At 43.8% G+C, this 22,654-nt stretch carries 26 protein-coding genes; 16 read left to right on the top strand and 10 right to left on the bottom strand.

The features are described from left to right. Nucleotides 1–63 precede the first annotated feature (63 nt). The 3 genes from IGJ74_RS14400 (at nt 64) to IGJ74_RS14390 (ending at nt 4,430) form a co-directional block, all read left to right on the top strand. Nucleotides 64–1,530 carry a nicotinate phosphoribosyltransferase gene (locus tag IGJ74_RS14400; protein WP_005234120.1) on the top strand — a complete coding sequence of 489 codons (1,467 nt, stop codon included), beginning with the start codon at nt 64–66 and terminating at the stop codon, nt 1,528–1,530. A 62-nt stretch (nt 1,531–1,592) separates the two neighbouring features. Beyond that, nucleotides 1,593–2,417, top strand: a complete 825-nt coding sequence (gene nadE / locus IGJ74_RS14395) for an ammonia-dependent NAD(+) synthetase (protein ID WP_016612726.1) — start codon at nt 1,593–1,595, stop codon at nt 2,415–2,417. Between the two features lie 192 nt (nt 2,418–2,609). Next, a complete protein-coding gene (locus IGJ74_RS14390) occupies nt 2,610–4,430 on the top strand; it encodes an LTA synthase family protein (protein WP_218192926.1) in 1,821 nt (606 codons plus the stop codon). 67 nt (nt 4,431–4,497) lie between these two features. Here IGJ74_RS14390 and IGJ74_RS14385 read toward each other — a convergent pair whose 3' ends face one another. After that, complete coding sequence (locus IGJ74_RS14385; RefSeq protein ID WP_218192925.1) at nt 4,498–6,147, bottom strand: MutS-related protein; 1,650 nt, start codon at nt 6,145–6,147, stop codon at nt 4,498–4,500. 41 nt (nt 6,148–6,188) lie between these two features. Next, the gene (nrdI, locus tag IGJ74_RS14380; RefSeq protein ID WP_005228511.1) at nt 6,189–6,638 is read right to left on the bottom strand and encodes a class Ib ribonucleoside-diphosphate reductase assembly flavoprotein NrdI; all 450 of its coding nucleotides are present in this window, start codon (nt 6,636–6,638) and stop codon (nt 6,189–6,191) included. 135 nt (nt 6,639–6,773) lie between these two features. Between nrdI and gloA2 the strand changes: the two genes are divergently transcribed. Together gloA2 and IGJ74_RS14370 are read left to right on the top strand one after the other, a co-directional pair. Continuing rightward, nucleotides 6,774–7,151 carry an SMU1112c/YaeR family gloxylase I-like metalloprotein gene (gene gloA2 / locus IGJ74_RS14375; RefSeq protein WP_005234127.1) on the top strand — a complete coding sequence of 126 codons (378 nt, stop codon included), beginning with the start codon at nt 6,774–6,776 and terminating at the stop codon, nt 7,149–7,151. Nucleotides 7,152–7,244: 93 nt separating this feature from the next. After that, the gene (locus IGJ74_RS14370; RefSeq protein WP_005234129.1) at nt 7,245–7,811 is read left to right on the top strand and encodes a GNAT family N-acetyltransferase; all 567 of its coding nucleotides are present in this window, start codon (nt 7,245–7,247) and stop codon (nt 7,809–7,811) included. Nucleotides 7,812–7,815: 4 nt separating this feature from the next. On the opposite strand, the gene IGJ74_RS14365 is transcribed toward IGJ74_RS14370, so the two are convergent. Together IGJ74_RS14365 and IGJ74_RS14360 are read right to left on the bottom strand one after the other, a co-directional pair. Beyond that, nucleotides 7,816–8,337, bottom strand: a complete 522-nt coding sequence (locus tag IGJ74_RS14365; RefSeq protein ID WP_005228514.1) for an LURP-one-related/scramblase family protein — start codon at nt 8,335–8,337, stop codon at nt 7,816–7,818. 39 nt (nt 8,338–8,376) lie between these two features. After that, on the bottom strand, nt 8,377–9,246 hold the full coding sequence (locus tag IGJ74_RS14360; protein ID WP_086297929.1) for a Cof-type HAD-IIB family hydrolase: 870 nt from the start codon (nt 9,244–9,246) through the stop codon (nt 8,377–8,379). Between the two features lie 132 nt (nt 9,247–9,378). On the opposite strand from IGJ74_RS14360, the gene IGJ74_RS14355 reads away from it, so the two are divergent. The 5 genes from IGJ74_RS14355 to IGJ74_RS14335 all read left to right on the top strand — a co-directional run bounded on the left by IGJ74_RS14355 (nt 9,379) and on the right by IGJ74_RS14335 (nt 12,931). Beyond that, nucleotides 9,379–10,068 carry a uracil-DNA glycosylase gene (locus tag IGJ74_RS14355; protein WP_005234138.1) on the top strand — a complete coding sequence of 230 codons (690 nt, stop codon included), beginning with the start codon at nt 9,379–9,381 and terminating at the stop codon, nt 10,066–10,068. Nucleotides 10,069–10,209: 141 nt separating this feature from the next. Then, nucleotides 10,210–11,193, top strand: a complete 984-nt coding sequence (pta, locus tag IGJ74_RS14350) for a phosphate acetyltransferase (protein WP_008380699.1) — start codon at nt 10,210–10,212, stop codon at nt 11,191–11,193. 215 nt (nt 11,194–11,408) lie between these two features. Then, on the top strand, nt 11,409–11,882 hold the full coding sequence (gene tsaE / locus IGJ74_RS14345; protein ID WP_008380702.1) for a tRNA (adenosine(37)-N6)-threonylcarbamoyltransferase complex ATPase subunit type 1 TsaE: 474 nt from the start codon (nt 11,409–11,411) through the stop codon (nt 11,880–11,882). Further along, the gene (locus IGJ74_RS14340) at nt 11,875–12,399 is read left to right on the top strand and encodes a GNAT family N-acetyltransferase (RefSeq protein WP_008380704.1); all 525 of its coding nucleotides are present in this window, start codon (nt 11,875–11,877) and stop codon (nt 12,397–12,399) included. The genes tsaE and IGJ74_RS14340 overlap by 8 nt, the downstream gene beginning before the upstream one ends. A gap of 16 nt (nt 12,400–12,415) precedes the next feature. Continuing rightward, nucleotides 12,416–12,931 carry a GNAT family N-acetyltransferase gene (locus IGJ74_RS14335; protein WP_008380705.1) on the top strand — a complete coding sequence of 172 codons (516 nt, stop codon included), beginning with the start codon at nt 12,416–12,418 and terminating at the stop codon, nt 12,929–12,931. 75 nt (nt 12,932–13,006) lie between these two features. On the opposite strand, the gene IGJ74_RS14330 is transcribed toward IGJ74_RS14335, so the two are convergent. Both IGJ74_RS14330 and IGJ74_RS14325 read right to left on the bottom strand, forming a co-directional pair. After that, the gene (locus IGJ74_RS14330; RefSeq protein ID WP_005234143.1) at nt 13,007–13,540 is read right to left on the bottom strand and encodes a 3'-5' exonuclease; all 534 of its coding nucleotides are present in this window, start codon (nt 13,538–13,540) and stop codon (nt 13,007–13,009) included. An 84-nt stretch (nt 13,541–13,624) separates the two neighbouring features. Continuing rightward, nucleotides 13,625–14,377, bottom strand: coding sequence for an exodeoxyribonuclease III (locus IGJ74_RS14325; RefSeq protein WP_008380708.1), 753 nt, complete (start codon nt 14,375–14,377; stop codon nt 13,625–13,627). A gap of 214 nt (nt 14,378–14,591) precedes the next feature. Between IGJ74_RS14325 and IGJ74_RS14320 the strand changes: the two genes are divergently transcribed. The 4 genes from IGJ74_RS14320 (at nt 14,592) to IGJ74_RS14305 (ending at nt 17,571) form a co-directional block, all read left to right on the top strand. Continuing rightward, entirely contained in the window at nt 14,592–14,867 is a 276-nt protein-coding gene (locus tag IGJ74_RS14320) for an AbrB/MazE/SpoVT family DNA-binding domain-containing protein (protein ID WP_005234145.1), read from the top strand. Next, nucleotides 14,861–15,211, top strand: a complete 351-nt coding sequence (locus IGJ74_RS14315; protein ID WP_008380710.1) for a type II toxin-antitoxin system PemK/MazF family toxin — start codon at nt 14,861–14,863, stop codon at nt 15,209–15,211. The genes IGJ74_RS14320 and IGJ74_RS14315 overlap by 7 nt, the downstream gene beginning before the upstream one ends. A 138-nt stretch (nt 15,212–15,349) precedes the next feature. After that, nucleotides 15,350–16,234 carry a UDP-N-acetylmuramate dehydrogenase gene (murB, locus tag IGJ74_RS14310; RefSeq protein WP_370447898.1) on the top strand — a complete coding sequence of 295 codons (885 nt, stop codon included), beginning with the start codon at nt 15,350–15,352 and terminating at the stop codon, nt 16,232–16,234. 116 nt (nt 16,235–16,350) lie between these two features. Beyond that, nucleotides 16,351–17,571 (top strand): hypothetical protein, encoded by a 1,221-nt coding sequence (locus IGJ74_RS14305; RefSeq protein WP_218192924.1) that lies wholly within the window; start codon nt 16,351–16,353, stop codon nt 17,569–17,571. Nucleotides 17,572–17,636: 65 nt separating this feature from the next. Here IGJ74_RS14305 and IGJ74_RS14300 read toward each other — a convergent pair whose 3' ends face one another. From IGJ74_RS14300 to IGJ74_RS14285, 4 genes are read right to left on the bottom strand one after another with little or no spacing between them, the layout of a single operon-like run. After that, complete coding sequence (locus IGJ74_RS14300) at nt 17,637–18,281, bottom strand: ECF transporter S component (RefSeq protein ID WP_005228527.1); 645 nt, start codon at nt 18,279–18,281, stop codon at nt 17,637–17,639. Between the two features lie 2 nt (nt 18,282–18,283). After that, the gene (coaC, locus tag IGJ74_RS14295) at nt 18,284–18,841 is read right to left on the bottom strand and encodes a phosphopantothenoylcysteine decarboxylase (RefSeq protein WP_008380717.1); all 558 of its coding nucleotides are present in this window, start codon (nt 18,839–18,841) and stop codon (nt 18,284–18,286) included. Nucleotides 18,842–18,872: 31 nt separating this feature from the next. Then, the gene (gene coaB, locus IGJ74_RS14290) at nt 18,873–19,622 is read right to left on the bottom strand and encodes a phosphopantothenate--cysteine ligase (RefSeq protein ID WP_087664694.1); all 750 of its coding nucleotides are present in this window, start codon (nt 19,620–19,622) and stop codon (nt 18,873–18,875) included. Then, complete coding sequence (locus IGJ74_RS14285; RefSeq protein WP_087664695.1) at nt 19,619–20,608, bottom strand: acryloyl-CoA reductase; 990 nt, start codon at nt 20,606–20,608, stop codon at nt 19,619–19,621. The genes coaB and IGJ74_RS14285 overlap by 4 nt, the downstream gene beginning before the upstream one ends. Before the next feature lie 386 nt (nt 20,609–20,994). Between IGJ74_RS14285 and IGJ74_RS14280 the strand changes: the two genes are divergently transcribed. Both IGJ74_RS14280 and IGJ74_RS14275 read left to right on the top strand, forming a co-directional pair. Further along, nucleotides 20,995–21,537, top strand: a complete 543-nt coding sequence (locus IGJ74_RS14280; protein WP_015510239.1) for a helix-turn-helix domain-containing protein — start codon at nt 20,995–20,997, stop codon at nt 21,535–21,537. Nucleotides 21,538–21,553: 16 nt separating this feature from the next. Further along, complete coding sequence (locus tag IGJ74_RS14275) at nt 21,554–22,642, top strand: ABC transporter ATP-binding protein (protein WP_005228533.1); 1,089 nt, start codon at nt 21,554–21,556, stop codon at nt 22,640–22,642. Nucleotides 22,643–22,654: the final 12 nt, after the last annotated feature.

Below are 22,654 nucleotides of genomic sequence, written 5' to 3'. Positions count from 1 at the left end.
ATTTTCTGTCTTTTGTGTTTTTTTTGCTATAATGAGAAGAAGTAAGCTAGAGGGAGTAAGAACATGCAGAAATTATTTAAAGATGACAGCTTGACGCTACACACTGATCTCTACCAAATCAACATGATGCAAACCTATTGGGAGTTAGGCAGAGCCGATCGTAATGCGGTGTTTGAATGCTATTTCCGTGACATGCCTTTTGAAAACGGCTATGCGATCTTTGCCGGTCTGGAACGATTGATCGATTATTTGAACGATTTATCCTTTTCAGAAACGGATATTGCCTACTTGCGAGAAATCGGCGGCTACCCAGAAGCCTTTTTAGAGTATCTAAAAGAGTTCAAGTTTGCTTGTACCGTTCGTTCAGCGTTAGAAGGCGATTTGGTCTTCAACAATGAACCGATCATACAAGTAGAAGGGCCGTTGGCACAAGCGCAGCTGATCGAAACGGCGTTACTAAATATGGTCAATTTCCAAACCTTGATCGCCACGAAAGCTGCCCGCATCAAATCCGTGATCGGCACGGATCCCTTGTTGGAATTTGGTTCACGGCGGGCACAAGAATTGGATGCAGCCATTTGGGGGACTCGAGCGGCCTATATTGGCGGAGCGGATGCGACGAGTAATGTGCGGGCAGGGAAGATTTTTGGCATCCCAGCCAGCGGAACCCACGCCCATTCCCTCGTGCAATCCTACGGCAATGACTATGATGCATTTATGGCATATGCCCAAACCCACAAAGATTGCGTATTCTTAGTCGATACCTATGATACATTGCGTTTAGGTGTGCCAAATGCGATTCGTGTGGCCAAAGAGATGGGGGATAAAATCAATTTCTTAGGTGTGCGGATCGACAGCGGCGATATGGCGTATATCTCGAAAAAAGTCCGTGAACAGCTGGATGAAGCGGGATTCACGGAAGCCAAAGTCTATGCTTCCAATGATCTAGACGAAAATACGATTTTAAGCTTGAAAATGCAAAAGGCGAAAATCGATGTGTGGGGTGTCGGCACCAAGCTGATCACCGCTTACGATCAACCGGCATTAGGCGCGGTTTATAAACTGGTTGCCATCGAAAATGAGCAGGGAGAAATGATCGACACCATCAAATTATCCAGCAATGCCGAAAAGGTTTCGACCCCTGGAAAAAAACAAGTCTGGCGGATCACCCGTAAATCGGACGGCAAGTCCGAAGGCGATTATGTCACGCTATGGGAAGAAAATCCCCAAGCTGCAGACGAACTGTTCATGTTCCATCCTGTTCACACTTTTATCAACAAAACAGTGACGAACTTTGATGCGCGACCATTGTTGCAAGACATCTTTGTAGATGGCCAGCAAGTGTATCAAGTGCCTGACTTAGAACACGTCAAAGCCTATGCGACGAATTGCTTGGATTCCCTTTGGGATGAGTACAAACGTGACTTGAATCCACAGAAATACCCAGTCGATCTCTCGCAAGAATGTTGGGATCATAAAATGCGGACGATTGAAAAAGTACGTAAACAAACCAATGGCGCGATTTTGTAATCCGCAACTGCGCTGGTCCTAGGATCAGTCAGCTGCTTCAAAAAATAAGAGGAGGCGTTTCTATGACCATGCAACAAGAAATTATCAAAGAATTAGGAGTCTTACCGACCATCGACCCGAAAGAAGAAGTTCGTAAGAGTATTGATTTTTTAAAGGCGTATCTGCAAAAGAATTCGTTCTTGCATACGTTTGTCTTGGGGATCAGTGGTGGGCAAGATTCGACATTAGCTGGCCGGATCGCGCAATTGACGATGGAGGAAATGCGCAGTGAAACCGGGAATCCCAACTATCAGTTCATAGGGGTACGCTTACCTTATGGGGAACAAGCAGATGAAGAAGATGCCAAAAAAGCCATTGAATTTATCAAACCAGATATTGAGCTGCGGGTAAACATCAAAGCCGCCGTCGATGCCCAAGTGCAAGCGGTGGAAGAAGCAGGCTTAGCGGTTTCTGACTTTAATAAAGGCAATATCAAAGCCCGTCAACGGATGATTACGCAATATGCCATTGCGGGTGAAAAAGCAGGAGCTGTTCTGGGTACGGATCACGCTGCTGAAAATATCACCGGCTTCTTTACGAAATACGGCGATGGCGGTGCCGATATCTTACCACTGTTTCGTTTAAACAAACGCCAAGGCCGCCAACTCTTGCAATACTTAGGCGCACCAGAAGCATTGTATACAAAAGTCCCAACTGCGGACTTGGAAGACGGCAAACCTTTAGTGGCAGATGAAGCAGCTTTAGGAGTGACCTACAACGACATCGATGACTATTTAGAAGGCAAGGAAATTGCGGCTGAAGCCCAACAAACCATTGAAAACTGGTGGAACAAAACGCAACACAAACGCCACTTGCCAGTCACGATTTTTGATGATTTTTGGAAATAAACGAAACCAGTGATTCCGTTCCATTCAGATAGAAAGAAGAGTCTAGGGGGCAAGAAACCTTAGACTCTTTTTTTATGAGGGTTGCTTTCTTTAAAAATAACAAAAGCTTCTTGCCCTGGCTTTACTTTCTTGTCTTGAAAGCATAAAATACGAGGGTACCTAGAACGTGTAGAAAAGGAGGAATGTTCCTTCGTGAAAATAAATAGCCATCCTTATCTGAAGATCGCATTAAAAGGCATCGCCATCGTCCTGTTGATCATTTTCAGTAATTTATATTTGCAATGGTGTCAAAACAATCTTTCCGTTGAATTAGCCTTGAAATTTGCCTTTTCGTGGCATACAGCAAAGTTTTTCTTAGCTTGTGGGGTGCTACTGCTGGTGTATGGGGTGTTTGCCAGTTTGGCAGGTTCAGTACTGATCGGGGGCATCTTTTATAGTGTCGTCATCGGAATCTTAGGGTACGCCAACCATACGAAGATGGTCTATCGCCAAGAACCAATCTATCCTGATGATTTAAAGATGGTCACTCAATTCGACCTTCTACGAACCATGATCGGCAATGGCGCGTTTTTCTTAGCCATCCTCTTTGCTCTGGCGGCGATCGGGGCGATCGGCTGGAGTATCTATCGCTGCCGCAAATTAAACCGGCGTTTACAAGTAATGCGAGGGGCAGTGCTGGTCGTATGCTCGCTGGGCTTAGTCTATGTTTCACACTTCAACGACAGCAACAACCTTCTACGCAAAGCCTACAATCAGACGGCGCTCTGGATTCCGTATTCACAAAAAATGAACTATTACAATACGGGATTTATCGGTGGGTTTTTGTACAACTTGCGGGTAGATGCCATGACGAAGCCTGAGGGGTATTCAAAAGAAGCGATCCAAGCGATTGCGGATACCTACAATGCACAGGCGGCGGAGAAAAACCAAGACCGTGAAAGTGAAGCACCAAATATCGTTTATGTGATGAGTGAGAGCTTTTCCGACCCGAGCCATTTAAATGGCTTGTCGATCACCGGCGATCCGTTGAAAGACTATTACCACGTCGCCGATCAAACCATCAGTGGAAAAATGCTTTCGCAAAATTATGGGGGCGGTACGGCAAACATCGAATTTGAAGCGTTGACTGGTTTTGCCATGGGCCTATTGAATCCGCAAATGACAACGCCTTACACGATGCTAGTGCCGAAATTGACGCAACTGCCATCCTTGGTTTCTTTCTTGGAACAATCAGGGTATACGGCAACGGCGATCCATCCTTACGATACATCAATGTACAAACGCAAGGATGTCTATGGGGTGATGGGGTTTGAACAGTTTATCGATCAAGATACGATGACCTATACCGACAAAATCGAAAATAATCCTTACATCTCTGATGAGGCGGCCTACAAAGAAGTGCTGGCATTGTTGGAAAACGATCAGCAACCGCAATTTGTCCATTTAGTGACGATGCAGACCCATATGCCTTATGCTGGCAAATACGATACGCTGAATTACCAAGCGAGCGGTCCGGGCAATATGGCTTCTTTGGAAAACTACCTACAGGATATCTCTTATAGCAGTACAGCGTTGAAAAACTTTGTGGCTGAATTAGAGCAGCTAGATCGGCGAACGTTGGTCGTCTTTTGGGGAGATCATTTACCAGGCATTTATGCCGATGAGATCAAGGATCAAAATGAAACGGCTGCCCTGCATGAAACCGAATTTTTGATGGTTGATTCGCAAGGGAATTTTGCGCCAGAAGATGTACCAGTAACAAGTCCTTTTTATTTTGCGCCGAACCTATTAGAAGCCAGTGATCAACCAACCAGCGGGTTTTACCAGTTGTTGTTGGGCTTGCAAGATGAGTTGCCGGCTTTTGAACTGGGTCAATATTATCAAGAGGGACAATGGCAGACGACTCTTGCGTTGGATCAAGAAGCCCAAGAAATCTATGATGCCTACAATTTGATCCAATATGATGTGCTACAAGGAGAGCAATACAGTTTAACGACTGGTTTGTTTGACTAAATGAAACATAAAATAGCGCCTTATCCTGTGACTGACACTGGGATAAGGCGCTTTTGTTTGTGTGAAGTTATAATTCCTGCCATTTACGATTTTGATCAAAATCATTGGCGGCGGCGTAGGCGTCTTGAACGATCGTTTCAGGGTAGCCCATGACTTTTAAGAGGGCGATCGCGTTGCGGCTCAAGGCAGGACCGGATTTGACCTTATAATCAAAGGAGATGCCGTCATCTTCCGTGACTTGTTCAGAAAAATGAATGTTGCGGCAATCATTTTTCAAAATTTCAGTCAGCTCAATATCATGGGTAGCGACAAAGGCCAATGATGGGTAGGCTCGCAACCAATGGATGATGCTGGCAGAAGAAGCGATTCGTTCCACCGTATTGGTTCCTTTTAAAATCTCATCAACAAAACAGTAGCAGCGCTGTTTCGTGGCAACGATATCTAGCAGGCGTTTGATGGATTTGATCTCCGCCACGAAATAGCTGTCGCCTTCAAATAGATCATCTTCGACAGCCATCGAGGTAACGACGTGACCAGGAACCATCGTAAAGGTTTCAGCTACTGCTGTCTGGATCGTTTGTGCCAAAATACAGTTGATGGCGACACTTTTGACATATGTCGATTTGCCTGAGGCATTAGAGCCAGTTACAAGGGTATTGTGGGTCCAAGTGACATCATTCATGACTGCTTCACTCAGAAGGGGATGATACGTACCCGTTGCTTCTACACCTCCGCTTGTTTGGAAGGTCGGTAGGCAAGTGATGGGCATATACGTGCGAAAATTTAAAATGGCGGCTGCGACTTCCAATTTTCCCAGCAAATTCCACAGATCCATGGCTGCTTGTTGGTGTTTGGCCAGAGTAGTGGTGACCGTTTGATAGGAAATAAACGGCAGCATAAAAATGATATTGATGTATTCAAACAACATGTCTCCTTCGCTGCCGTTTTTGGCACGAAACGAGAAAGCGAAACGAGTGATCTTCTTTAATGGTGCCAAGGATTGTTTGAGCTCATCTTGGAGGGGCGTGTTGATTTTAGCGATCTGACTGCCACAGGCAATCGTTTGAACCAAATAGCGCATGCTGTTCAGTTCTGTTTCCAGCTTGGCTTTTTTGATGGAGTAATAGATCGTATTGAAAACGACACTAATCAACGTCAACAGGAGGCCTTGGACAATCCCCAGCAGGAGCAGCAAGATGCCGACTAATGGCAGCACACCTAAAAAGACAAAGAACGGCAGAGAACCGATCGATTGCGCCGCTTCATTGGCCAAGTAGGCTTTCGAAAAATTATCATCTTGTTTTCCTAAACGAGCAAACGTATATTGGGATTGTTCGCGTGCGGCACTGTCAGCAGCAAAAAAGTCGATCAATTTGGTCAGCTGTTTGTCCGGCTTGAAGTGGAAATTGCGTAATTGCTGGTACAACGCTTCTGAACCAACACTGGAAAACGTCAGATTAATGGACTCAAACAACGAAAAGCCATCCAAGTCATACCAAGTGATGTCATCGACCTCGCTATCAAAATCGTGAAACTTCTTCTCAGTCAGCCAAGCTTTTTTCAAACTCGCTTCTTTATCAAAGCGGGGCTGACGGGGAAGTTTTCCCCAAGCAAGCCGAACGTAACGACGTACTTTGTATCGATTCCAGATATCTAGTGCGGTCAAGATGAGAATGCTGGCGAGTATGATCAAAATGACCATCGTTTGTGGTTCCATATGCAAAAGTCCTCCTAATGGCTAATGAATGCTGGCTAAAGCTAAGTGTTGCTGTGGGCAGGATCGATTTCTTTTAAACAAGCATAGATCCGTTCAATATCTTGAGTCGTGCCTCGCAGCTCGAAATCCGCTAAGAACGGAATCGAAAATTGTTCCGCATATTGCTTTGCGGTCAAGCAATATTGATAATTAAAGTTTTTGTTGCCGCTGCCGATCACGCCTAAGCAAAGAGCGGCGTTGTTTTCATAGTCAATGTATTCCCGCATGGTTTCTGTAAGGATCTCCTGATCGCCGTTATCGACGCCGTTTCCACCTTCTAAATAGGTAGGGACAAAAACCACATAAGGTTCGTCTTCTTGTTCAAAGACACTATTGTCATGAATTTCTTTGGCTTCCCAAGTGCTCGGTGTGTCTTGCTGATCTGCATAGGCCAACAAGCGGTTGACGAATGCACGGGTATTTCCAGAGATTGAAATATAAAGTAGTTTCATTTTTTTATCACCTTCCGCTTTCTAGTATAACAGAAACCATTTATGAAAAGAGGAGAACTTCGGCAGTCTTTTCTAGTAAAATGCAGCCAAAGGCTTTAAACTGAGAGAGGAGTCCAATACAAAGGAGTGGCAATAATGTTTTCAAAAATGCATCATGTGGCGATCATCGCTAGTAATTACCAACAGACCAAAGAGTTTTATGTAGAAAAATTAGGCTTTGAAGTGATTCGTGAACATGCGCGCCCAGAAAAGAAAGATGTAAAAATCGACTTGCGCTTTGGGGAATCAGAAATAGAACTGTTTGTGGTGGAAAACCCACCAGCAAGACCAAGTTTTCCCGAAGCAGCCGGCTTGCGACATTTGGCCTTTGCGGTGGAAAATATTGAAGCAGTCGTAGCGGAGTTAGCCACTAAAGGGATTGTGTGCGAACCGATTCGTTTTGATACCTTCACCAATAAGAAGATGACCTTTTTCCAAGATCCAGACGGCTTGCCGTTGGAATTACATGAATAAACAAGGAAGACTTTGTGTTGATCCTTTGTCGATTCAACTTGGTTTTTCTTGAGAGAATTGTTATTCTATGTATAGAAGCAAGGAGGAAAAAACGTGATAAGATTTGCAAAAGAAGAAGATCGTTTTGTCATGGCTGAACTCGTTTTAGTCATTTTAAAGGACATGGAATTGCCGTTTGTCAAAGAGATCGGAGAAGCCAAGACCTTAGAGATCTTGGCAGATGCCATGCTAGAGCCCGATTATCGTTACGGCTTTCGCCGTGCGCTAGTCAATGAGATCGACGGAGAAGTTGCTGGCGTCGCCTTTGGATATCCAGACAAAGAAGAGGCGACGATCGATCAGCCTCTAGATAAAGTGCTGGAACAGTACGGTTTGAGTAAAGACATGAAGCTGTTTATCGATGAAGAGACTTTACCAAATGAATGGTACTTAGATACCATCTGTGTGGCTGAGAAATTTCGGGGCAAAGGCGTCGGCTCAGCCTTGTTAGAAGCATTGCCGAAAATTGCTTCTAGAGATGGTTATGAGGTGATCGGCTTGAGTGTTGACCGAGCAAATCCCCATGCGAAGCGGCTCTATGAAAAGCACGGATTTGAAGTCGTGGCCCAAAGAGAGATCAGTGGCCATCTTTACGACCATATGCAAAAAAGAACCAGCTGATTTTTCAGCTGGTTCCATTTGTTAGTCGAAGCTCAAGAGGATGGTCTTTTTTGCGGTGCCGATTGTACAGCCAGTAATCCATGACGGCCGCAATACAGATGCAGACCGGCGCATCCCGGTCATCGACAACATCCAGTACATAATAATCCCCCGTCAACAAGGTCGCTTTGTCCATCTCCATAATCTTTTTATTGAAATGATGGATCCCATAGCGATGATTATAGATATCGCCGTGGACCGCCCAGTGAAGCTGCTGGATATAGTAGAAATCACCTGGCCAGTTAAAGATTTTTTGCAGTGTACCGACTTTCTCAAAGTCTTTGTAGATCTCAAAGCGTGTACCAAAAGTAAAGCTGATTTGTTTGATACTAGCGACCATTTGCCCATTTAAACGGTAAAGGGAGAGGGCATCGCCCTTGGTTCCCCAACGTCCCACCATCAAAAATAGTGATTTGCCTGTTTCATCTTTGACAATGGTTCGTGTGACTCTGCTAAGTTGCCTATCTTGGATGAAAAATTCTGACATACTTACGCCTCCTCATGTATCCCCAAAAAGCTGCGTGGTTTAAAGATTTTCATCAATTGCCCGAACGATTGCTTTGCCGACACCAGCCTCAATATTGGTGTCCGTCAAATACTTCGCGACTTCTTTTACCTCTAACTCGCCATTTCCCATTGCAAAACTAACGCCTGCCAGTTGCAGCATACTTACATCATTTAAGTTGTCACCGATCGTCATCACTTCCGCCAGTGAGATCATCCGATCTTTGGCGACATGTGCCACTGCGATTCCTTTTTGCGCGTTTCGGTGGTTGATCTCAATATTGTTTTGTCCAGAAGAAGTCACCACTAGATCGCCGTACCCATCGATGATTTTCGTGATAGGACCCAATACCCGGGCACCGTCTTGGTGGAAGCAGATCACTTTCAAAAATTCTAATTCTTCGATCGAAAACAACTCACTGAAATCATCGACATAATTGATCGGTAAAAATTCTAAACGGGCAGCTGTCATAGCAATCGCCATCTTATGGGTTAAATGGGGCATTGCTTCTGCCGTATGGATCGCAAAATTTTCGATCCGACGTGTCTGACTTTCCGAATAGATCCCATTGCTCGTTGAGATCTCAAAATAGATGTCGTTTTCTTTTAGTAGGTCGATCAACGAACGAGTTTGTTCATGGCTGATCGGCACAGTAAATAATGAATTACCCGCTTCGTCATAGACTTGGGCCCCATTCAAGGTGATCATGGCACAGTCGATCCCGGCTTCTTGCAGCGGCGGCAATGCCTCTTTACGGTTACGGCCAGTTGCGACCATAAATTCGATTCCTTTGGATTGGGCATATTTGATTGCTTGGATATTTTCTTCTGAAATCTGCATACTGGCATTTAAAAGCGTACCATCCATATCAGAAGCAATTAATTTGATCATTGTCAGCGTCCTTTCTTAATCGTTTCTACAAATAGTGTACCATAAATCACGGATTTTTTTTCTTTCGAAGAGTAATTCTTGTTTCTAAGGGGAGGGATTTGTTATCCTAGAAGAAAACAAAGGAGATTCGCCATGAAACGACTATTGGACAATGATTGGCAAGAACAATTGCAGGAATCATTTGAGCAACCCTATTACCAACAACTACGGGCTTTCTTGAAACAAGAATATGCCCAGCAAAAGATCCATCCAGCGATGGATCATATTTATGAAGCACTTAAACTGACACCATACCATGACGTAAAAGTTGTCATCTTAGGTCAAGATCCTTATCATGGCCCTCACCAAGCCCACGGACTGTCGTTTTCCGTGCAGCCGGGGGTCAAAATACCGCCTTCCTTACGCAATATTTACAAGGAATTAGCCGATGACTTAGGAATTGCACCTGTGTCCCATGGCTATCTTGTGCCATGGGCGCAGCAAGGGGTCTTATTGTTGAATACCGTATTGACGGTACGTGAGGGACAAGCCTATTCACATCACGGGCATGGCTGGGAGCAGCTGACAGATACGATTATCGAAAAATTGAATCAACGAGAAAAACCGGTCATTTTTGTGCTTTGGGGCAAACCCGCTCAAAAGAAAGCCGCTTTACTAGATACCAGCAAACATATTATTATAACAGCGCCTCATCCAAGTCCGTTGTCGGCACATCGAGGATTCTTTGGTTCAAAGCCTTTTTCTAAGATCAATCAAGCTTTGCTGGCATTAGGGGAAGAACCGATTTCTTGGGCGTTACCGGAAAAAATAACACAGTTGTAAAACTGTGTTATTTAGAACTGATGATTTTGTGAAAAAGGTAACGATATTTAAAATAATCGACTAATACAGGATTTTTATCTGTTCTTTTTTTCGCAGTTATTGTACAATGGAAGGGTATAAAAAAACTGGAGGTCTTTACCCGTGGAATTATTCGAAAGTTTAAAATTTAAAATCGTGCGTCGTCATATCAAAATCGTTTTTCCAGAAGCAACAGATCCTCGTATCTTAGGTGCTGCTAGCCGTCTACGTTCAGAAGAATTGATTGAACCCGTTTTGATCGGTAACCCGGTTGAAATTGAAAAAGCAGCAGAAGCTCGCGGAATCAACGTATCAAACTTTGAAATTTTAGATCCTGAAAATTATGATCGTTGGGATGAAATGGTTGAAGCTTTTGTGGAACGCCGCAACGGCAAAGCAACGAAAGAACAAGCAGAAGAAATCTTAAAAGATGTCAACTATTTCGGTACAATGTTGACTTACATGGGCATTACTGAAGGAATGGTTTCCGGAGCGATCCATTCTACGGGTGATACAGTAAGACCCGCTTTACAAATCATCAAAACAAAACCAGGTGTGAGCCGTACAAGTGGTGCTTTCTTAATGGTTCGTGGTCGTGACCAAGAAAAATACTTGTTCTCAGACTGTGCCATCAATGTAAACCCAAATGCACAAGAACTAGCAGAAATCGCTGTTGACTCAGCGAAAACCGCTGAATTATTTGAAATCGATCCAAAAGTTGCTATGTTAAGCTTCTCAACGAAAGGTTCTGCGAAAGCACCGGAAGTAGATAAAGTCGTTGAAGCAACAAAAATCGCCAAAGAATTGGCACCAGAATATCAAATCGATGGAGAATTGCAATTCGATGCTGCTTATATCTCAGCAGTTGCGCAATTGAAAGCTCCTGAATCTGAAGTAGCAGGTAAAGCAACCGTCTTTGTTTTCCCCGATTTACAATCAGGAAACATTGGCTACAAGATCGCCCAACGTTTCGGTAACTTTGAAGCGATTGGACCAATCTTACAAGGGTTGAACAAACCAATCTCTGATTTGTCCCGTGGTTCAAATGAAGAAGATGTCTACAAATTATCAATCATTACTGCGGCACAAACATTAATGGAAAAATAAGCAGCCAATCGCTGCACTTATGAAAAACTGATCCCTTGAGGGTCAGTTTTTTGTTTTGCTTTTGGAAAGTTGAGGGCAACAAAGCAGGTGGCGTCCATATGAATCAACGATCCAGTGGTCGTCGGGAAATTTTCCTTAAGCTCCTTCTTTACAATTCCTTGAAAAACAAGCTATACTAGCAACTAGTAAATTAGATTGATCAAAGGATGGGGACTATGTTTACCATTAACGACTTAGAAGCAACCGCAGCATTTGCAAAAATCATTGGAGAAGTAGCCGAGCCAGGGGATAATCTGGTATTGACGGGCGATTTGGGTGCTGGCAAAACAACATTGACGAAAGGCATCGCCTTGGGGTTAGGGATCGAGCAACTGATCAAAAGTCCGACCTATACGATCATTCGTGAATATACCAATGGGCGGATGCCCCTGTACCATATGGATGTCTATCGGGTGGAATACGGTGCAGAAGATTTAGGACTGGATGATTATTTCGAAGGGGATGGCTTGTGTGTGATCGAGTGGGGCAATCTCTTAGAAGCCTCCCTGCCAGAGGATTATTTAGAACTGATTTTGGAAAAAGATGATACAGATGAACAAAAACGTCTTGTGAAATGTCATGCATATGGCTCCAAAGCAACCGCCTTTTTGCAACGGATCACAACCAAATGGCAGGCAGCCCATGAGTGAGATCCAATTACAGATCAAAGAAGCCACGGGTGCTGATGCGAAAGCCGTGTTAGCAGTCAGTCAACAGCTAGGAGAAGAAACGGATTTTCTCTTAATGGACGAAAGCGGCTTGGCGTTGCCAGAAGCCCTATTGGCAGAACAGTTGGATGCTATCTATGAACGGGAGGACTATTTGCTGTTGTTGGCATTTGATCAAGAACAATTGATCGCCATGGCATCAGTCAAAGGCAACGAAGAGTGGCAATTAGCCCATGTCGGGGAGATCGGTATCTCGATTTTAAAAGACTATTGGGGCTTGGGTTTAGGTTCGCTCCTGATTGAAGAATTACTGGACTGGGTAGTAGAAGTTGGCGAATTGACCCGCATCGAGTTGACCGTCCAAGCGAGAAATCTACGAGCGATCCATCTGTATCAAAAATTTGGTTTTTTAACAGAAGGCTGCATGAAAGAAGCAGTGCAAACCCGCGAGGGGCAAAAAGTTGACGTCTTGATGATGGCACGTCTTTTTGAATCATAAAAAAGGAGTGAAGGAAATGGAGTTTCGGGAACCGACGATCGCAGACTGCGATCAAATCGAAGCGTATCGGCAAGCGTTTGAGAAGAATCAAGAAGTCATCCACGGTGGGGCAGGACTTGTAGAAAGTCCGACAGCCAAAGACTGGCTAGAGGGATTGGCGGATTTTAAAACAGCAGAAACGGTACCAGAAGGATTCGTCCCCGCCCGTACCTATCTGGCTATCCAAGATCAAAAAGTGGTCGGTCTCTTGAATCTGCGTCTGACACTTAATGCGTATTTGCGCCAAATTGGCGGACACATCGGGTATTCGGTGCACCCAGACCATCGAAAGCAAGGCATCGGCTCGGCAATGCTGGCACAGTCATTGGTAAAGGCCAAACAATTTGGCTTGAAAAACGTGTTAGTAACCTGTGAAGAAGCCAATCGTGCTTCCGCCAAAGTCATTGAAAATAACGGAGGTAAACTAACCGAAAAAGCCATTGATCCTGAAGATGGCGCTGTAATCTGTCATTATTGGATCGATCTAACTTAAAATGATTCCTTCCTTAAATGAAAACGTGCGTCCTAAAGTCTAGCGCAATGCTGACTTTAGGACGCACGTTCTTATTTATTTGACTAAAACCATTTTTTTTAATGGATCGATGCCAAATTCTTCTTCTTGACGCAATAAGATTTGGGCACATGCCCGGCTATCTTCCAAGGCATCATGGTGGTTTAGTAAAGGAATCTGCAATTGCTCACAAACCGTATTTAATTTGTGGTTCGTAAATTCTGGATACAGTTTGCGGCTTGTTCGTACCGTGCACAAGGAAAGATAGTTTGGTTGTGACAACCCATAATAGTCAAGACACCCCGCCAAAACGCCGGTATCAAAACCAGCATTATGCGCAACAATCAGACTGTTTAATTGATAATATTGTTGGATTTGTTTCCATACGTCAGGAAACTTAGGCGCTTCTTGCACATCTTCTGGACGAATGCCATGAATTTGAATGTTTTTCCAAAAAAATTCCGTTTCCGGTTGGATCAATGTGTAATATTCGCCCACGATTTTGCTATCTTGTACCATGACTAGTGCAAGGGAACAGGCACTATGCTTTTGATAATTTGCTGTTTCAAAGTCCATTGCGATAAAATTCATCAGACTCACCTCATTGCCATTCTAGCACAAAATCAAAGAATGAAAAGCGAACAAACGTTAAGAAAAACTGAAGTTTTCTTACGGTTATTTGAGATCCAGTTCCACCGGGCAATGGTCACTGCCGATGATATCTGTATGGATCTTGGCATCTAGCAAGCGCTCATTTAAGTTATCCGAAACGACAAAGTAATCGATGCGCCAGCCGGCATTGTTTTTGCGAGCGTTGAAACGGTAGCTCCACCAAGAATAAATGCCTTCTGCATCTGGATAGAAATAACGGAACGTATCGGTAAAGCCAGCAGCCAAAAGAGTCGAAAACTTTTCCCGTTCTTCAGGTGTAAACCCAGCACTTTTTTGATTGGTTTTCCAGTTTTTGATATCGATATTTTTATGGGCAACATTCAAATCACCACAGAGAATCACTGACTTTTGTTGTTTCAATTCAGTCAAGTAAGCCAAAAAGGCATCTTCCCAAGTCATGCGATAATCCAAGCGGCGCAATTCATTTTGGGAATTTGGTGTGTAGCAAGTAATCAAGAAAAATTCAGGATACTCCAGCGTGATGACGCGACCTTCCGTATCATGTTCTTCGATCCCTAATCCATAACGGACAGATAGCGCAGGTTCTTTTGCGAAAATCGCCGTGCCAGAATAGCCTTTCTTCTCCGCATAATTCCAGTATTGATGATAGCCTGGTAAATCCAATTCAATCTGACCTTCTTGCAGCTTTGTTTCTTGTAAACAAAAGAAATCAGCATCGAGGGCTTCAAACACTTCAGAAAAATTTTTTTTAACGATGGCCCGTAAACCATTGACATTCCAAGAAATAAATTTCATTGAGACTCCTCCTTATTTTCCACTACGCCTCCCATTTTACCTAAAAAAGCCAGAAGCGCAAAGCAAGTGAGCGGAATAAGGAAAACAAGGAGGAAGAATGAGGATTAAATTTGGATGCTAGAGAAAATTCGTTTGTGGTACGAAAAAGGATTAATAAATCCTTACTTTTCCTTACGTTTTATGTTACAATCGTTTTGAAAAGGGGGCAGTTCACATGACGATCAAAGCGCAAGTTTCAGCGAAAATGACTTCGAAAAATCAAATAACTATTCCAAAAAGTGTGCGGCAAAAGTTAGGCTTAAAAGAGAATCAGCGGGTAATTTTTGAATTTACTCCAGAAGGCGAGATCAAGGTAACAGGCGAAAAAGCAGCACCTTCCTTTGAAGATTTTTGGAAACAAGAATTAGCGATCGTAGAAGAAACGGGGAAATTTGATACAGGTGAGATGTTTTTTGGAGAAGATTTAGGTGAGGAGAATATTGAATGGTAAGACAAGGAGATATTCTTTTTATTGACTTAAATCCCACCAAAGGAAATGAAATGGCAAAAAAAAGACCGTGTGTGGTGGTTAGTAATGATTATTATAACAAGAGTTTCAATACCGTCTTAGTGATGCCAATCAGTAGCTCAAAAAAATATGTAGAAGAAAAATTCGCTCGATCGAATGCGTTTCAAACAGTTACCGAAACACAAAAGAGTAAAGTTCAAGGGACGATTCTTTGTCAGCATATTCGCAGTGTGGACCTCTTGCATCACAGCAACTTAGAAGTAGTCGATAAAGTCACTACGGAGATGAAAGAACGATTATCTGAAATAACAAAACACTTTTTTTGAAGCTTACTCTTTATTAATCAGGTCATTCGATTATTAAGCTTTTCTTTGATTCACCAGAGGTAGCAACTTTTCCTTGAACATGCTAAAATAAGTGAGATGTTTATTGTGAAAGGAAACCTTCTCGTGAATAAAGACTTGATGATTGCGCAATTCCCTGAAATTGCCTTATTAAAAGATGAACCCTTATTGAACTATACGTATACAAAAACTGGTGGACCGGCAGACATTTTGGCTTTTCCCAAAACAGCAGAAGAGGCTAAACAGCTGCTTGATTATTGCCGAGAACAAGCGATTCCTTGGATCGTCTTAGGAAACGCCAGCAACTTGATCGTCCGTGATGGTGGTATTCGCGGCGTGGTGATCATGCTGTCGGAAATGAACCAAATCGTGGTAGACGGCACTTCTTTGATCGTCGATGCTGGAGCAAAGTTGATCGATACCACCTATGTCGCTTTGCATGAATCCTTGACTGGTTTTGAATTTGCCTGCGGGATTCCCGGCAGTGTCGGCGGTGCCGTCTTTATGAATGCAGGCGCTTATGATGGCGAGATCCAAGATGTCTTTGCGTCCTGCGACGTTTTGCTGGCTAATGGTCAAATCGTGACATATACCAAGGAAGAAATGGAATTTGCTTATCGGCATAGCAAATTGCAAGAGCAAAAGATGATCATTTTGAGCAGTCGCTTTGATCTAGCAAAAGGCGATCAAGAGCAAATCAAAAAGCGGATGGATGAACTGACAGAATTGCGGCAATTGAAGCAACCGCTAGAATACCCCTCTTGTGGGAGTGTCTTCAAACGCCCAGTCGGTCATTTTACCGGCAAGCTGATCCAAGATGCAGGCTTACAAGGATTGAAATGGGGCGGTGCCCAAATTTCGGAAAAACATGCGGGCTTTATCGTGAATGTCGATCAAGCAACAGCCACGGATTACGTTGAACTGATCGCTCATATCCAACAAGTCATCAAAGAAACTTTTGATGTCACCTTAGAAACAGAAGTCCGAATCATCGGCGAAGAATAGATTAGCGAAAAGATTGTCCCCCGGGGCAATCTTTTTTTCATGAGAGCTAATAAAAAGAGCTTAGGATTGTAAGCTTTCGCAGTCTTCGGTACAATAAACGAAAAGGAGTGAGCAGGATGAAAAAGTGGGGATGCGTCATTTTGTTTGTTGGGTTCGCCTTTCTTTTCGGTGGTTGTACGAAATTACCGCAAGAACAGTTTGCCGAACAGTTAACGAATCAGCAAGCAACGAATGCTGGTGAATTCCAAGCGACGATCGATACCTTTGAGATGGGTAGCAGCAGCGAATACGGTCAAGAAGCCGATAGGTATGCCTCTATGTTGATGTCACAGTTAGTCGGCTCGTCATTTAAAGGGGATTTCGTCCAGGACAAAGAAACCAAAGCGATTTTACTCAATCTGGCAGTTGCTTATGGCGGTCAGGAGCTGCCGATCAAGTTGATCGTCGATCCAGAAAAACAAGAAGCGTATGTGTCAGCTGAAATCTATGAAACACTGCAAGGGTATATCAGCGCATTTGGTAGTGACAGTTATGGGACAAATCCAGACGCTGCGGAATATGAAGGCAAATACCTGCGCATCGATCAAGAAACCTTGGATTCTTACTTTGGCGAAGAAACTTTTGCAGAGAACGGCGAGGGGACAACCGAAGCAGAAAAAGCGCCTGAAAACCTCTTTACCATGAACAGTCTTTTTCATAATGAGACATTTGCAGACTATTTGAAAACCTTTGAACCGGATGCTTTCAAAAGAGATGGAGATACGATCAGCCATACGTTTACCAAAGAAGAATTGGCAGATTATGCAACCTATGCCCGAGAACACGGTGCCGATCAAAAGCAAGTCGCCGAATTAGAAACGATGCTGGAAGAAGTCGAGCAGTTTGACTTAGCTATGACCGTCAATACGAAAACAAATCAGCAGAAAATGGCTTTTCACTTCGTGCAAGCGGATGAGCTGCAAACGACTATCGGAGCTACGGTGACTTTTACAGGAAAGAAAAGTGATACTGCCGTTGCGATCCCCACAGCGGAAGAATTGATTGACCCAGAAGAATTGTTTTCTCCCTATGATTATGGCTGGGATGACAGCTATGACGATGGGTATGAGAATGATTATGATGATGAGTACTGGGATAGCTATGATGAAGCCGATGATTGGTCTTCTTATATGCTGACGGATGAGGAGTTCGAGGAACTGCTACTGCAAATCAAGCAAGAGCTGCCTTATTTGACCCAAGCAGATATCGATGATTATCTGACATTTTATGAAGAGTATTTGACCCAAGAGCAGTATCAAGAGCTTGTCGAAGCACTCCAGATGACACAAAGTTTATGAGTCACTCAAAAGGGAAGCGACCGCCTAAGTTAGCCAAAAAGCTAACTTTAGGCGGTCGCTATTTTTTAGATTCGATTTTTTTTGCGGTTCATGACTAAGCGCAAAAGAACGGTTCCAACTGCCATCGTGGCGATTCCCGCTACAATGGCTTCAGGCACGCCTTGGGCGAAGATCACACCCAAAATCGCTGCGTAAACAGCATTGCCGGCTTTTCCCACAACCTCCGCATATTCTTGCTGGAACAAGAAGTAGATTAAGTTCATTACCAGGATCGTATTCGTCAAACCTCCGGCAACACCAGCAATCAGTAGCGAAAGACTTTGCTGTTTGTTTTTCCAGATTTTTTGACAGCCTTTATAAACAAAATAAGGAACGACACCAATCAAAATACGGGGAATCAGCGCTACGAGGATCGCTTTCCAACTTCCTTGATCACTCCCATAAATCGGTACGAAAGGAGAGAAGACAAAAGAAAGCGGGGTGATGATCCACGTCGAACGTACCATACTGATGATCCCAAAGGCACCGCCTAAAAAGCCGCCGATCCGAGGGCCCAATACAATGGAAGCAATGATGACAGGAATGTGCATCGTTGTCGCATTGATTGGTCCTAAGGGAATAAATCCAAGAAAGGGTACCGATGCTAAAAGAATCAAGATTCCTAAAAAGAAAGCTGTTAAGACAAGTTCAAAAGTTGATATTTTTTTCATTGTTAGACACTCCGTACTTCCAAAGCAGTCAATGCTTTTTCGAGAATCGTTTCTGTTGCTGCTAATGCGCCTCTGCCGAAATCACCGCAAGCCAGTAACGCTTCACGGGGTTCAATCTCTTGAAAGCCGACTTCTTTCAAAATCCCCAAATTTCTTTGAACAATCGGGTTTTCGTACATGACGGTATTCATGGCTGGTGCAATCAAGCGGGGCACGGATAACGGCAACGCTAAGGCAACTGTTGAGATCAAATCATCGGCTAACCCATGCGCCAGCTTGCCAATACTGTTAGCACTGGCTGGGGCGAGCAAGAAAAGATCGGCTTGTTTGGCTAGTTCAATATGATTGATCCGATCTGGTTGGCGCTCTTGCATAACATCCACATGGATCGGGCGTTTGGATAATGACTGTAGAGTCAAAGGCGTAATAAATTGTGTGCTATTTTGAGTCATTAAGACATCCACTGCATAGCCCTTTTTGGTTAATTCATTGGTTAGGTCGGCTGCTTTGTATGCAGAGATACTGCCGCTGACGCCAAGCAGAACGTGTTTTTGTTTCATGTTTCTTTCTCCTTTTCTAAAAAACATCTAGCTAAGCACGCAGGTCATTGCGTAATGTGTCAACGATCAAGGTTGCGATCTCAGCTTTTGTGCGGCCAGTCCCGATTTGTCCTTCTTGTGTCAAAAGGTGTCCGACATGCTGGTTTCCAGAAATTTGCGTCAAGTCGTTGGCCAACACATAATCCGCTTGGCTAGCCAGCAGACTTTTTCGTGCGACCGCAAACAACTCGGCTTCCGCTACGTCTACTAATAATTTGAATCCGACTAATAAGGTTGTCGGCTGTAATGCTTTGATGGTTTGGATCACTTTCGGGGTTTTCTTCAACACTAAAAACAAATGATCAGTATTGGAAGAAACTTTGCCTGCCGTTGATTCAGATTGTGAGAGCACGTGTGCCATCAATGCCGGAGTGACCTGGTTGTCATAAGCTGGTAGGGCATCGTTGATTGCTTCATAAAACGCTGCTTCTGAAAAATGAGCAGCAGGGGTGAAATCACTGACTGCCATACTGTGGATCACAGCAGCATACGAATGGGTCGTCAATAAATCGGTCAACTGCGTCAATAAGTCCGTGGTCCCTTCAATGAAATGACAGGTAACGCGTGGATCGGTCGGCGGTTGTTTGGCAGTTTTCGTCGTAACGTAATCGATGGCCACCTCAGGGTATTGCAGCCATTCCTTGGCAATGGCTTGACCAAGTGAGCCCGTGGAATGATTCGTGATTGCACGGACATCATCGATTTTTTCGGAAGTACCGCCAGCCGTAATCAAAATTCTCATTGCGCTTGTGACACCTCAACGATCGTCCGTCCTTGGTGCGTACCAGCTAATAAAGCTGCCAATGTTTCTGGCAAGTCTTCCAAAGTGATGGCTTTCGTGTAAAGCTGATCGATCACATTCCACTCACCCGCTAATTTCTCCCATAATGCCGAGCGGATCTCATGGGAAACATTGACCGAATCGATCCCAATTACGCGAATCCCACGCAAAATAAAGGGTAAGACAGTCGTTTCGATTTTGATCCCACCAGCATTGCCGCATAAGAAGGCACCGCCCCCATAAGCGATTTGCGGAAGCACTGCCGCAAGCAATGGACCGCCAACAGTATCGATGACCGCTGCAAACGATTGTTTTGCTAATGGTTTGACCTTTTCGGGTACCACTTCATCCGGACGGACGATTTTCGCTGCGCCTAGGTCCAACAACCATTGCGCATCGGTTTTCCGAGATAGCGCCACTATATTTGTATAGCCCAGTTTTTTCAATAAAGCAATGCTGACACTGCCGACGCCACCGCTAGCACCTGTCACCAAAATAGCAGCGTCTTTTGCTAAGTGCAGCTGTTCTAATTCTTGCACCGCTAAAGCTGCTGTGAACCCAGCCGTGCCATAGGTCATACTGTCTTTTGCTGAAAAACCAGCAGAACGTTTCACGAGCCACTCGGCTGGGACCCGTTGAAATTGACTGTAACCGCCTGGGTGAGAAACCCCTAAGCCATAACCTGTCACTAAGACTTGGTCGCCTGGGGCAAAATCAGCAGACTGACTGTCCACGACTTCCCCTGCTAAATCGATTCCCGGCGTCATCGGATACGTGCGGATCACGCCGCCATTTTCTTTTGCTGCCAAGGCATCTTTGTAATTGACATCTGAGTAATTAACACGGACAAGCACATCGCCTGCTGGCAGCTCGTCAAGGGTTGCAGTTGTGAGTGAAGCAGTAAAATTTGGTTCATTCATGACACGAAAGGTAGAGAAATTCGTCATTTCAGAAACTCCTTTGATGGTTTGTACTCATAATACCATAAGTTTTATTTTTTTAACCAGCGAAGCAAGAAAAGGTAGGTCTTCTTATCAAAAAATCAGCAAAAACAGATCATTATTAAATCTACCTTTTCTTCGTTAAAATAGAAGTTGTTCTTTTAAACCTTTGAAAAGCGAAAATGACGGGACCGCCACTCCTTTCCTTTATAATACAAGCGTTTAGCGTCACTCCTTTTTTTGATCAGAGAGAAAAGATTTCAAAAAAATGAAGAAAAAAGGCTTGTGTTTTTTGCAATTATTTGTATACTAGAAAAAGTGAAATTAAACATGAAGTTTACTTATAGCAAACTTTTTTATTTGAAGTTGTGTCAATCAAAGGGGGAATGAACATGGAGATTGGCGAGAAGCTGCGCAATTTGCGCGTTCAAAAGAATTTGACCCAAGAAGAATTAGGCGAGCGGACCGATTTGACGAAAGGCTATATCTCACAGTTGGAGCGTGATTTGAGTTCGCCTTCTATGGAAACTTTTTTTACGATCTTAGAAGTTTTAGGCGTGACACCAGAGGAATTTTTCCGAGAAGAAAATGCGCAGCATCAAGTGGTTTATCGCGAAGAAGACAGCACGCTTTATTATGATGAAGAAAATGGCTATGAATTGAAGTGGCTGATTCCCGATTCCAATGAAAAAGAAATGGAGCCAGTCTTGCTGACCTTTGATAAAGCGGGCGAATACAAGACCTTTGAACCATCGTTAGCAGAAACATTTATCTATGTCTTAGAGGGCAGTGTGGCCTTGACACTAGGAGAAACGCAGTACAAGGCTCGTAAAGGCCAATCGATTTATTATCAGGCGACTGAGCCGCATCAATTAAAAAATATTGCGGGCAAAAAAAGCCGTGTGCTTGTAGTCGTGACAGATTCTTATTTATAGTACAGGAGGAAAGAGTGTGGGAAAAACAATAATTTCATTCAACAATGTGGTGAAGCGATTTGATGATGATGAAACAGTTTTGAAAAAAGTGAGTTTTGATATTGAAGAAGGTCGCTTTTATACATTGTTAGGTCCTTCAGGTTGTGGAAAAACAACCATCTTACGCATCATTGCGGGTTTTTCGGACGCAACAGAAGGCGACGTTTATTTTGATGGACAAAGAATCAATGACGTTCCTGCCAATCAACGGCAAGTGAATACTGTCTTTCAAGATTACGCCTTATTCCCACATATGAACGTTTTTGAAAATGTGGCATTTGGTCTGCGAATCAAAAAATTACCAAAAGATGAAGTGAATAAAAAAGTCTTAGAAGCGTTGCGGCTAGTGCAGCTTCCTGGTTATGAGAATCGTGAAATCAGCGAAATGTCTGGAGGACAACGCCAACGGGTCGCAATCGCACGAGCGATCGTCAATGAACCCAAAGTATTGCTTCTTGATGAACCATTGTCCGCATTGGATTTGAAATTGCGAACTGACATGCAATACGAACTGCGGGAATTGCAGCAGCGACTAGGCATCACCTTTATTTTTGTCACCCATGACCAAGAAGAAGCGTTGGCGATGAGTGATGAGATTTTCGTTATGAACAAAGGGAAGATCGTCCAAAGCGGCACACCGGTGGATATCTACGATGAACCAATCAACCATTTTGTGGCGGATTTTGTCGGTGAAAGCAACATCGTCACAGGTACGATGATCGAAGACAACTTAGTGGAATTTGTCGGCAAGCAATTTGAATGTGTCGATGGCGGGATGCGGCCGAATGAAGCCGTTGAGATCGTGATCCGTCCAGAAGATTTGAATTTGACGACGGCGGAAAAAGGCAAGCTGGTCGTTGAAGTAGACACGCAATTGTTCCGAGGCGTGCATTACGAGATCATTTGTTACGACGAACAAGGCAACGAGTGGATGGTTCACTCTACAAGAAAAGCCACTGAAGGAAGCAAGATCGGTCTTTCCTTTGAACCAGAAGACATCCACGTCATGCGTTTCAATGAGTCCGAAGAAGATTTTGATGCTCGTTTAGAGAGCTACGAAGATTAGGAGGGAAAGCTA

This window comes from Enterococcus sp. AZ009, from assembly GCF_050548785.1.
GTDB classification, from domain to species: Bacteria; Bacillota; Bacilli; order Lactobacillales; family Enterococcaceae; genus Enterococcus_D; species Enterococcus_D entomosocium.
This window is presented reverse-complemented; position numbering and strand designations above follow the sequence as displayed.

What these genes read in the sequence shown, in the direction of transcription:
- nadE (WP_016612726.1), top strand. Translation starts at nt 1,593, where the DNA reads ATGACCATGCAACAAGAAATTATCAAAGAATTAGGAGTCTTACCGACC.
- IGJ74_RS14305 (WP_218192924.1), top strand. Translation starts at nt 16,351, where the DNA reads ATGAAAAAGTGGGGATGCGTCATTTTGTTTGTTGGGTTCGCCTTTCTT.
- IGJ74_RS14325 (WP_008380708.1), bottom strand. Translation starts at nt 14,377, where the DNA reads ATGAAATTTATTTCTTGGAATGTCAATGGTTTACGGGCCATCGTTAAA.
- nrdI (WP_005228511.1), bottom strand. Translation starts at nt 6,638, where the DNA reads ATGAAACTACTTTATATTTCAATCTCTGGAAATACCCGTGCATTCGTC.
- IGJ74_RS14320 (WP_005234145.1), top strand. Translation starts at nt 14,592, where the DNA reads ATGACGATCAAAGCGCAAGTTTCAGCGAAAATGACTTCGAAAAATCAA.
- IGJ74_RS14335 (WP_008380705.1), top strand. Translation starts at nt 12,416, where the DNA reads ATGGAGTTTCGGGAACCGACGATCGCAGACTGCGATCAAATCGAAGCG.
- IGJ74_RS14300 (WP_005228527.1), bottom strand. Translation starts at nt 18,281, where the DNA reads ATGAAAAAAATATCAACTTTTGAACTTGTCTTAACAGCTTTCTTTTTA.
- tsaE (WP_008380702.1), top strand. Translation starts at nt 11,409, where the DNA reads ATGTTTACCATTAACGACTTAGAAGCAACCGCAGCATTTGCAAAAATC.
- IGJ74_RS14285 (WP_087664695.1), bottom strand. Translation starts at nt 20,608, where the DNA reads ATGACGAATTTCTCTACCTTTCGTGTCATGAATGAACCAAATTTTACT.
- IGJ74_RS14280 (WP_015510239.1), top strand. Translation starts at nt 20,995, where the DNA reads ATGGAGATTGGCGAGAAGCTGCGCAATTTGCGCGTTCAAAAGAATTTG.
- IGJ74_RS14330 (WP_005234143.1), bottom strand. Translation starts at nt 13,540, where the DNA reads ATGAATTTTATCGCAATGGACTTTGAAACAGCAAATTATCAAAAGCAT.
- murB (WP_370447898.1), top strand. Translation starts at nt 15,350, where the DNA reads ATGATTGCGCAATTCCCTGAAATTGCCTTATTAAAAGATGAACCCTTA.
- IGJ74_RS14400 (WP_005234120.1), top strand. Translation starts at nt 64, where the DNA reads ATGCAGAAATTATTTAAAGATGACAGCTTGACGCTACACACTGATCTC.
- IGJ74_RS14385 (WP_218192925.1), bottom strand. Translation starts at nt 6,147, where the DNA reads ATGGAACCACAAACGATGGTCATTTTGATCATACTCGCCAGCATTCTC.
- IGJ74_RS14340 (WP_008380704.1), top strand. Translation starts at nt 11,875, where the DNA reads ATGAGTGAGATCCAATTACAGATCAAAGAAGCCACGGGTGCTGATGCG.
- coaB (WP_087664694.1), bottom strand. Translation starts at nt 19,622, where the DNA reads ATGAGAATTTTGATTACGGCTGGCGGTACTTCCGAAAAAATCGATGAT.
- IGJ74_RS14365 (WP_005228514.1), bottom strand. Translation starts at nt 8,337, where the DNA reads ATGTCAGAATTTTTCATCCAAGATAGGCAACTTAGCAGAGTCACACGA.
- IGJ74_RS14360 (WP_086297929.1), bottom strand. Translation starts at nt 9,246, where the DNA reads ATGATCAAATTAATTGCTTCTGATATGGATGGTACGCTTTTAAATGCC.
- coaC (WP_008380717.1), bottom strand. Translation starts at nt 18,841, where the DNA reads ATGAAACAAAAACACGTTCTGCTTGGCGTCAGCGGCAGTATCTCTGCA.
- IGJ74_RS14355 (WP_005234138.1), top strand. Translation starts at nt 9,379, where the DNA reads ATGAAACGACTATTGGACAATGATTGGCAAGAACAATTGCAGGAATCA.
- IGJ74_RS14315 (WP_008380710.1), top strand. Translation starts at nt 14,861, where the DNA reads ATGGTAAGACAAGGAGATATTCTTTTTATTGACTTAAATCCCACCAAA.
- gloA2 (WP_005234127.1), top strand. Translation starts at nt 6,774, where the DNA reads ATGTTTTCAAAAATGCATCATGTGGCGATCATCGCTAGTAATTACCAA.